The 9,206-nt window shown below is 74.1% G+C and carries 7 protein-coding genes and 1 pseudogene; 6 read left to right on the top strand and 2 right to left on the bottom strand.

Annotated elements, in window-relative coordinates; all coding sequences use genetic code 11:
• Nucleotides 1-170 precede the first annotated feature (170 nt).
• Nucleotides 171-743: pseudogene (yczE, locus tag E1300_RS30020) on the bottom strand (membrane protein YczE); the annotation flags it as partial.
• 94 nt (nucleotides 744-837) lie between these two features.
• On the opposite strand from yczE, the gene yczR reads away from it, so the two are divergent.
• Nucleotides 838-2,304, top strand: a complete 1,467-nt coding sequence (gene yczR / locus E1300_RS30015; RefSeq protein ID WP_207400037.1) for a MocR-like transcription factor YczR — start codon at nucleotides 838-840, stop codon at nucleotides 2,302-2,304.
• Nucleotides 2,305-2,329: 25 nt separating this feature from the next.
• Here the strand turns inward: yczR and E1300_RS30010 are convergent, their stop codons facing one another.
• Nucleotides 2,330-2,764, bottom strand: coding sequence for a CBS domain-containing protein (locus E1300_RS30010; RefSeq protein WP_131760462.1), 435 nt, complete (start codon nucleotides 2,762-2,764; stop codon nucleotides 2,330-2,332).
• Nucleotides 2,765-2,933: 169 nt separating this feature from the next.
• Here E1300_RS30010 and E1300_RS30005 point away from each other — a divergent pair, with 169 nt between their 5' ends.
• From E1300_RS30005 to E1300_RS29985, 5 genes are all read left to right on the top strand, one after another.
• Nucleotides 2,934-4,424 (top strand): MFS transporter, encoded by a 1,491-nt coding sequence (locus tag E1300_RS30005; RefSeq protein WP_131760461.1) that lies wholly within the window; start codon nucleotides 2,934-2,936, stop codon nucleotides 4,422-4,424.
• A gap of 175 nt (nucleotides 4,425-4,599) precedes the next feature.
• Nucleotides 4,600-5,901: an NAD(P)/FAD-dependent oxidoreductase gene (locus E1300_RS30000; RefSeq protein WP_131760460.1), complete on the top strand. Its 1,302-nt coding sequence runs from the start codon at nucleotides 4,600-4,602 to the stop codon at nucleotides 5,899-5,901.
• Between the two features lie 146 nt (nucleotides 5,902-6,047).
• A complete protein-coding gene (locus tag E1300_RS29995; RefSeq protein WP_242619466.1) occupies nucleotides 6,048-7,337 on the top strand; it encodes an ABC transporter substrate-binding protein in 1,290 nt (429 codons plus the stop codon).
• Nucleotides 7,334-8,359 (top strand): carbohydrate ABC transporter permease, encoded by a 1,026-nt coding sequence (locus E1300_RS29990; protein ID WP_131760459.1) that lies wholly within the window; start codon nucleotides 7,334-7,336, stop codon nucleotides 8,357-8,359. Before E1300_RS29995 ends, E1300_RS29990 begins: the two co-directional genes overlap by 4 nt.
• Entirely contained in the window at nucleotides 8,359-9,201 is an 843-nt protein-coding gene (locus tag E1300_RS29985; protein WP_131760458.1) for a carbohydrate ABC transporter permease, read from the top strand. Before E1300_RS29990 ends, E1300_RS29985 begins: the two co-directional genes overlap by 1 nt.
• Nucleotides 9,202-9,206 lie beyond the last annotated feature (5 nt).

Here is a 9,206-nt window from a genome sequence, read left to right as displayed (position 1 = left end):
GTCCCCGCCCCGGCTCCCGCCCTGGCCGTGGGCCCGCCCGCGGTCCCAACTGAGGTTGCGGCTCCTGCCCCGGCCCTGGCGGCGCCGACCCCGGCCTCGGCCCTGGCGGCGCCGACCCCGGCGCTGGCTCCGGCCTCGGCGGCACCGGCTGCGGGCTCGGCGGGCGGTGCGATTCGCAGGCGCGGTAGGAAGAGGTGCGTCAGCGGGCCGATCGCCACGGCGTACAGGACCGTTCCCACGCCGACCGTGCCGCCCAGGAGCCAGCCGGCGGCGAGGACGGCCAGCTCGATCCCGGTGCGGACGGCGCGGATGGAGTGGCCGCGCGCGGCGAGGCCCGTCATCAGGCCGTCGCGCGGGCCGGGGCCGAGCCCGGCGCCGATGTAGCAGCCGGTCGCGAAGCCGCCCGCGACGACGGCCGCGACCAGGTACGTCCAGCGGGCCGCGAGCGCGTCCGGCTCGGGGAGGAGCTTCAGGAACAGGTCGGCGAAGACGCCGACGAGCACCACGTTGCTGATCGTGCCGATCCCCGGCCGCTGCCGCAGCGGGATCCAGGCGAGCATGACGAGGGCTCCGGCGATGATGATCCAGGCGCCGATGGACAGCCCGAAGCGCCGGGACAGGCCCTGGTGGAAGACGTCCCATGGGTCGTTGCCCAGGGACGAGGCGACCTGGAGGGCGATGCCCAGCCCGTACAGGGCCAGCCCGGCGTACAGCTGCACCAGCCGGCGGGTCATCAGGGCCATTGGAACTCTTTTCGGTCGGTCCGGCCATCGTCTGACCCGATTCTCGCGAGAAGTGGACTGGTTCAGACAGGGCCAATGTGCGAAAGTGGTCTTTATGAGCACCCGATATGTCGGCGGTCCGCAACTGGCCCGGCTGCTCGGCGACGTCCCGCGGGAGCGGCCCGTGTACGCGGCCCTGGCCCAGGCGGTGCGCGGCCTGGTGCTGGACGGGCGGCTGGCGCTGCGGACCCGGTTGCCCGCCGAGCGCGACCTCGCCGCGGCCCTCGGCGTCAGCCGCACCACCGTGACGGCCGCCTACGACCGGCTCCGCGAGGAGGGTTACGTCGAGAGCCGCCAGGGCGCGGGGAGCTGGACGGCGCTGCCGCCGGTCCGGATGTCGTCGGCGGAGCCGCGGACGGTGGCGGCGGGCGGCCGGTACGGGATGGCCTACCCGCCGCCGGAGGGCGTCGCGTTCATCGACCTCGGCTGCGCCACGCCGGGCGCGCCGTCGATCTTCGGCGCGGCCGTTGACGCCGCCGTCGCCGAGCTGCCGCGCTACAGCTCGGGGCCCGGCTACGAGCCGGCGGGCCTGGCGAGCCTGCGCGAGGTGATCGCCGACGGGTACACGGCGCGGGGCGTGCCGACCCGGGCCGACCAGATCGTGGTGACCACCGGCGCGCAGCACGCCTTCACGCTGCTGACCCAGACGCTCGTCGAGGCGGGCGACGCCGTGATGGTGGAGCGGCCGACCTACCCGCACGCGCTCGGCGCGCTGCGGCGGCGCGGCGCCCGGCTCGTCCCGGTCGGCGTCAACGAGGGCTGGGACCTCGACCTCGTCGCGGGCGGCATGCGGCAGGCGGCCGTCCGGCTCGCCTACATGATCCCCGACTTCCACAACCCGACCGGGCACCTGATGCCGGCGGCCGAGCGGGCGGCGCTGGTGGACGCGGCGCGCCGCGCCGACGCGTTCCTCGTCGCGGACGAGACGTTCGCCGAGCTGGCCCACGACCCGGCGGCGCCGCGCGAGCCCGCCCTCGCCTCCTTCGACACCGGGGGGCGGGTGGTCACGATCGGCTCGGCGTCCAAGCTGCTGTGGGGCGGGCTGCGGATCGGCTGGATCCGGACGACGGCGCCGCTGGCCCGCCGGCTGGTGCTGGCCCGCGAGCCGTTCGACATGGCGAGCCCGGTCCTCGACCAGCTCATCGTCCGCGAGCTGCTGCTGCGGGTGGAGGAGATCCGCGCCGAGCGCGCGCGGGACCTGGTGGCCGGGCGGGACGCGCTCGCCGGCGCGCTGCGCGAGCGGCTGCCGGGCTGGGAGTTCCGGCCGCCCGCCGGCGGGATGTCGCTGTGGGTGCGGCTGGGCGCGCCGGTGGCGACGCAGCTCGCCGAGGCGTCCGAGCGGCTCGGCGTCCGGGTGGTCGCGGGCCCGGTGTTCGGGATGGACGGCGTGCTGGAGGACTACGTGCGCCTGCCGTACGTGCTGCCGCCCGCGACGCTGCGGACGGCCGTCGAACGTCTCGTGCTGGCCTACCGGGAGGTCGAGTCGGCCCCGGTCGGCCGCCCCCTGCCCGCCTACGTCTGACGCGCGGCCGGCGTCCGGCCGGGCCTCAGGGCGCGCGCTGGATGTAGTCGACCAGGTGCTCGCGCTCGCTCTCCAGCTCGCCGATCGCGCTCTTGACCACGTCGCCGATGCTGACGATGCCCACGAGCCGGGCGTCCTCGACCACGGGCAGGTGCCGGATGCGGTGCTCGGTCATGACGCGGCGCAGGTCGTCGACGTTCTCGCCGGGCTCGCAGGTGCGGACCTCCGCCGTCATGATCTCCGAGACGGGCCGGTCGAGCAGCGCCGCGCCGCGGTCGTGCAGCCGCCGGACGACGTCGCGCTCGGACGCGATGCCCGCGATCGACGCGCCGTCGGGCGACACGACGGCCGCCCCGATGTTGTGCTCCGCCAGGACGGCGAGGAGCTGCCGGACGGTGGCCTCGGGCCGGACCGTGGCCACCGTGTCTCCCTTCCTGCGCAGGATGTCGCGAATCCGCATGCCTCACACTCCGGTCCGTGGGCCCGTGGAACGGGCGGTCCTCGGAACGGCCGCCCGCCGGGCTGGTCCTGCCAAGGTCGCACGTATCGCCGTCCCGGAAAACCCCGGCTCAGGCGCCTTCTCGGGTAAAAAGGCGGAATAAATTTCGTAGATCGGGAACCAGTGGGGCATGACGACGGCGACGAGGACCATCGAGACGGACATTCCCGCGAGACTCGACCGGCTGCCGTGGTCGCGCTGGCACTGGACCGTCCTGATCGGCCTCGGCGCCGTCTGGATCCTCGACGGCCTGGAGGTCACGGTCGTCGGCGTCATCGGCCCGCGGCTCACCGACGAGTCGGCCGGGCTGGGGCTGACCGACGGCCAGGTCGGGCTCGGCGCGTCCATCTACGTGATCGGCGCGTGCCTGGGCGCGCTGCTGTTCGGCCACCTCACGGACCGGTTCGGGCGCAAGAAGCTGTTCCTGCTCACGCTCGCGCTGTACCTGGGCGCGACCGTCGCGACCGCGGTGTCGTTCAACCCGCTCTGGTTCTACGCGTGCCGGTTTCTGACCGGCGCGGGCATCGGCGGCGAGTACGCGGCGATCAACTCGGCCATCGACGAGCTCATCCCCGCCCGGGTGCGGGGCCGGGTGGACGTGGTGGTGAACGGGTCGTTCTGGGTCGGCACCACGATCGCCGCCGCGCTGTCGATCCCGGTGCTGAACGGGGATCTCATCCCCGAGGACGTCGGCTGGCGGGCCCTGTTCGCGCTGGGCGCGCTGCTCGGCCTCGGCGTCCTGTTCGTCCGCCGGTCGGTGCCGGAGAGCCCGCGGTGGCTCTTCATCCACGGCCGCGAGCGGGAAGCCGAGGAGATCGTGCGCGGCATTGAGAAGAGCGTCGTCGCCGACACGGGGAAGGATCTGCCGGCGCCCGAGCGGCGCATCCGCGTCCGGCAGCGCAAGCTCGTGACCTTCCGCGAGATCGCCCACACGGCCGTGCGGCGCTACCCGCGCCGGACCGTGCTCGGCCTCGCGCTCTTCGTCGGGCAGGCGTTCCTGTACAACGCCGTCTACTTCACCTACGCGCTCGTCCTCAGCACGTTCTTCGACGTGGCGGACGCCAAGGTCGGCTACTACCTGATCCCGATCGGGATCGGGAACTTCCTCGGCGCGTTCGTGCTGGGCAAGCTGTTCGACACGGTCGGCCGGCGCGTGATGATCACTTCGTCCTACGTGCTGTCGGGGCTGCTGCTGATCGGCACCGGCCTGCTGTTCCGCGCCGACGTGCTGGACGCCTGGACGCTCACCGCGTGCTGGTCGGTGGTGTTCTTCTTCGCCTCCGCGGGAGCGTCGTCGGCGTACCTCACCGTCAGCGAGATCTTCCCGATGGAGACCCGGGCGATGGCCATCGCCGCCTTCTACGCGGTCGGCACCGGCCTCGGCGGGGTCATCGGCCCGACCCTGTTCGGCCGGCTGGTGGAGACCGAGAAGGTCTCGGCGGTCGCCGCCGGGTACTTCCTCGGCGCGGCCCTGATGATCGCGGCGGGCCTGGTGGAGCTGTTCCTCGGCGTCGAGGCCGCGCAGCGGTCACTGGAGGACGTGGCGCGCCCGCTGTCCGCCGACGACGAGGACGCGGCGGACCCCGGCGCCGGACCGGCCGCCGGTTCGGCCGCCGCCTGACACCCCGCCCTTCTGCCCGGCCCTTCCGCCCGGCCGCCCGGTCCTCCACCGGGCGGCCGGGCGCGGGACCGCGGGGCCCTGACACGCCCCCCGGTACCCCGGTGTAGATCATCGATCACGTAGTGTGTTCTCTTGATCACTCAATGACGTCCGCGAGTGTCCGAGGGAGCCCGCCGTGCCCGTACCGCGCATCGTGATCGTCGGTGCCGGCTTCGCCGGCTACACCACCGCCCGCACGCTGGAGCGGCTGCTCCGCCCGGCGCGGGCGGAGATCGTGATGATCTCGCCGTTCGGCTACACGCTGTACCAGCCGCTGCTGCCGCAGGTGGCCGGGGGCGTGCTCGACCCGCGGGCCATCGCCGGGCCGTTGCACCGGCTGCTGCGCCGCACGCAGCTGATCCCGGGCAAGGCGACCGGCATCGACCTGGAGACCCGCACGGTCGAGGTCGCCAAGATCGACCGCAGGACGGTCGCGCTCCAGTACGACCGGCTTGTCCTCGCGGCCGGGAGCGTGACCCGCACCTTCGACATCCCGGGGCTGAGAGAGCACGCCCACGGCATGAAGAACCTCGCCGAGGCCGTCTACCTGCGCGACCACGTCATCGCGCAGCTGGAGCTCGCCAGCGCCAGCATGGACGCGGCCGAGCGCGCCGCCCGGCTGGGGTTCCTCGTCGTGGGCGGCGGCTACTCGGGCGTGGAGACCTGCGCGCACCTCCAGCTCCTCACCTCCAAGGCGCTGCGCCGCTTCCCCCGCCTCGACCCGGCCCTGCTCACGTGGACGCTCATCGACATCGCGCCGAAGCTGCTGCCCGAGCTCGGCACGCGGCTGGGCGAGGTCGCCATGCGGCGGCTGTCGGAGCGCGGGGTCGACATCCGCCTCGGCACGACGATCGAGCGGCTCGAAGCCGACTGCGTCCACCTCACCGACAAGACGACGCTGCCGTGCCGCACCGCGATCTGGACGGCGGGCGTCACCCCGTGCCCCGTGGTGTCGACGCTCGACCGGCCGACGGACCGCGGCCGGCTCATCGTCGGCGCCGACCTGCGGCTGCCCGGGCATCCCGAGGTGTTCGCGCTGGGCGACGCCGCCGCCGTCCCGGACCTGGAGCGCGGCGAGGGCGCGGTGTGCCCGCCGACCGCGCAGCACGCCACCCGCCAGGGCCGGGTCGCGGCCCACAACGTCGCGGCGTCGCTGCAAGGGCGCCAGCCCCGCGAATACCGGCACCGCGACCTCGGCCTGGTGGTGGACCTCGCGGGCGTGCAGGCCGTCGCGCGGCCGCTCGGCATGGAGCTGACCGGTGTGCCTGCCCAGGTCGTGACCCGCGGCTACCACCTGCTGACGGTGCCGTCGCTGCGGGCCCGAGCCCGCGTCGTGGGGGACTGGCTGCTGCACGCCGCCGCGGGGGACGACCTGGTCCGGCTCGGCCTCGTCGACACGCGCACCGGCAGCCTCGCCGACGTCGAGCACAGCCTGTGACGCGATCGCCCGCACGGCCCCCGGCCTGGCCCCCGGCACGCTCCCCGGCGCGGTCCTCGGCACCCTCCTCGGCACGGTCCCTGGCACGCTCCCTGGCGCGGTCCCTGGCGCGGGCACGGCCCTTGGCACGTCCCTTGGCGCGGTCGTTGGCACGATCCCGGGCACGGTCCCTGGCGTGGTCGCGGGCGCGGGTGCGCCGCGCCGCCGCCGTCCTGGCGGTGCCCGCCCTCGCCGGGGGGCTCGTCGCGGGATGCGGCGGCACCGGCACCTCGGGCGGCCGTGTCGTGAACCTCTACAACGCGCCGCAGGAGCACCTCGCCGGCATCGTCGCCCGCTGCAACCGGCGCGCCGGGGGCGCCTACCGGATCGTGCTCAACACGCTGCCGCGCGGTGCCGACGACCAGCGCGAGCAGCTCGTGCGCCGGCTCGCCGCCGCCGACCCCGGCCTGGACGTCCTCGGCATGGACGTGACCTGGACCGCCGAGCTCGCCGAGGCCGGCTGGATCCGCGAGTGGACGGGCGGCTACGCGCGGGAGGCGCGCCGGGGCAGCCTCGCGGCGCCGCTCGCCACCGCCGTCCGGCAGGGCCGGCTCTACGCGGCGCCCTACAACACCAACGTCCAGCTGCTGTGGTACCGCTCGGACCTGATCCCACGCCCGCCCGCCACCTGGGCGGGGCTGATGAAGGCGTCCCGGCGGCTCGCCGACGCGCGCCGGCCGCACTACGGCGAGGTCACCGGCGCGCAGTACGAGGGCCTCGTCGTGTGGTTCAACAGCCTGGTCGCGTCCGCGGGCGGGCGGATCCTCAGCCCGGACGGCGAGCGGGTCGACCTCGGGGCGCCCGCGCTGACGGCGCTGGCGACGATGCGGCGTTTCGCGCGGTCCCGGGCCGCCGACCCGTCCATGACCAACACCCGCGAGGACGACGCGCGGCTGGCCGTGGAGTCCGGCCGCGGCGCCTACGAGATCAACTGGCCGTACGTGTACGCGTCGATGGCCGCGAACCGGCCCGCGATGCTCGGCCGCTTCCGCTGGGCGCCCTATCCCGGCATCGGCGGTCCCGGGCGGGCGCCGCTCGGCGGCGCCAACTTCGGCGTGAGCCGCTACTCGCGCAGGCCCGACGCCTCCTTCCGCGCCGCGCTGTGCCTGCGCGACGCCCGGAGCCAGCGCATCGCGGCCGTGAAGGACGGGCTGCCGCCGACCCTGGAGTCGGTGTACGACGCGCCGGGCATGGCCCAGGCCTACCCGATGCGGCATGCCATCCTCGACGCGCTGCGGACGGCGGTGCCGCGCCCGCTGACGCCGACGTACCAGAACGTGTCCACGATCAGCGCGGTCACGCTGTCCCCGCCCGGCGGGATCGACCCGCCCCGCACTCTCGGGCGGCTCCGCGAGCTGATTGGGGACGCGCTGGAGAGCAAGGGGGTGCTGCCATGACCGCGGAGGGCGGCCTCACCCGGGCCGGGGAGGCGGAGGCCGCGTACGGCGCGAACCGGCTCGGCGGGAACCGCCTCGACGAGAGCCGGCCTGACGGCAGCCGGGCCGACGGCAGCCGGCCCGGCGAGGGCCGGCGGAGCGAGAGCCGGCTCAGCGAGAACCGGCGGAGCGAGCGCCGCCTCGGCTGGGCGCTGTGCGCGCCCGCGGCGCTCATCATGCTGGCGGTCGCGGGCTGGCCGGTCGTGTACTCGGTGCTGCTGTCGCTCCAGCGCTACGACCTGCGCTTCCCCGGCCGCAAGGCGTGGATCGGGTTCGCGAACTACGCGACCGTGCTGCGGAGCGGGTTCTGGTGGGACGCGGTCGAGGTGACCGCCGTCGTCACCGTCGTCAGCGTCGCGGTCGAGCTGGTCCTCGGGATGGCGGTCGCGCTGGTGATGCACCGGACGCTCGTCGGCCGCGGCCTCGTCCGCACCGTGGTGCTCATCCCGTACGGGATCGTCACGGTCGCCGCCGCCTACGGCTGGAAGTACGCCTGGACGCCCGGGGTCGGCTGGCTCGCGCGGCTGCTGCCGGACGGGCAGGCGCCGCTCACCGAGCACTGGCCCGCCATCGGCATCATCCTCGTCGCCGAGGTGTGGAAGACGACCCCGTTCATGGCGCTGCTGCTGATGGCGGGCCTCGCGCTCGTCCCCGACGACGTGCTGAAGGCCGCGTCCATGGACGGCGCCACGGCCTGGCAGCGCTTCACCCTCGTCACGCTGCCGCTGATGCGGCCCGCCATCCTCGCGGCGCTGCTGTTCCGGACGCTCGACGCGTTCCGGATCTTCGACGACATCTACGTCCTGACGGCCGGCGCGCAGAACACCAGCTCGGTGTCGGTGATCGCGTACCACAACCTGATCGGCGGGCTGAACCTCGGCATCGGCTCCACCATGTCGGTGCTGATCTTCGCCGCGGTCGCGGTGATCGCGTTCGTGTTCGTCCGGGTGCTGGGCACCTCGACGCCGGGTCAGGACGGTTGATGGGCGCGCCGCGCGACCTCACCGCGGGCCGGGCCGCCCGCTGGAGCGCCGTGAACGCGCTCGTGCTGCTGTACGCGCTCGTCCCGGTCGCGTGGATCGCCGCGCTGTCGTTCAAGGAGCCGGGCAGCGTCGCCGACGGGTCGTTCCTGCCCGCGTCGTGGACGCTGTCGAACTACCGCGGCATCTTCGACAACGACGACTTCACGCGCGGGCTCGTCAACTCGATCGGCATCGGCCTCATCTCCACGGCGGTGGCGATCGCGGTCGGCACGATGGCCGCCTACGCGGTGGCGCGGCTGTCCTTCCCCGGCCGGTCGCTGGTGCTCGGGCTGTCCCTGCTGATCGCGATGTTCCCGCAGATCTCGCTGGTCACGCCGCTGTTCGAGATCGAGCGGGCGCTCGGGCTGTTCGACACCTGGCCCGGCCTGATCCTGCCGTACATCACGTTCGCGCTGCCGCTGACCATCTACACGCTGTCGACGTTCTTCCGGGAGATCCCGTGGGACCTGGAGAAGGCCGCCAAGATGGACGGCGCCACGCCGTTCCAGGCGTTCCGGCTCGTGATCGCGCCGCTCGCCGCGCCGGGCGTGGTCACCACCGCGATCCTCGCGTTCATCGTCTGCTGGAACGACTTCCTGTTCTCCATCTCGCTGACGTCCTCCAGCCGCGCCCGGACGGCCCCGGCGACGATCTCGTTCTTCACCGGCAGCTCGCAGTTCGAGGACCCGACCGGGTCCATCGCGGCGGCCGCCATCGTCGTCACGGTCCCGATCGTGGTGTTCGTCCTGTTCTTCCAGCGCCGGATCGTGGCCGGCCTGACCTCCGGAGCCGTGAAGGGTTGATGCGC

Origin of the sequence: Actinomadura fibrosa, from assembly GCF_900659615.1 — a bacterium.
GTDB classification, from domain to species: domain Bacteria; phylum Actinomycetota; class Actinomycetes; order Streptosporangiales; family Streptosporangiaceae; genus Spirillospora; species Spirillospora fibrosa.
Note: the sequence above shows the minus strand (reverse complement) of the source record. Positions and strands in the feature narration are given on the sequence as shown.

Bases quoted from the DNA above. Each gene is read 5' to 3' on its own strand.
- E1300_RS30005 (WP_131760461.1), top strand. From the start codon at position 2,934: ATGACGACGGCGACGAGGACCATCGAGACGGACATTCCCGCGAGACTC.
- yczR (WP_207400037.1), top strand. From the start codon at position 838: ATGAGCACCCGATATGTCGGCGGTCCGCAACTGGCCCGGCTGCTCGGC.
- E1300_RS30010 (WP_131760462.1), bottom strand. From the start codon at position 2,764: ATGCGGATTCGCGACATCCTGCGCAGGAAGGGAGACACGGTGGCCACG.
- E1300_RS29985 (WP_131760458.1), top strand. From the start codon at position 8,359: ATGGGCGCGCCGCGCGACCTCACCGCGGGCCGGGCCGCCCGCTGGAGC.
- E1300_RS29990 (WP_131760459.1), top strand. From the start codon at position 7,334: ATGACCGCGGAGGGCGGCCTCACCCGGGCCGGGGAGGCGGAGGCCGCG.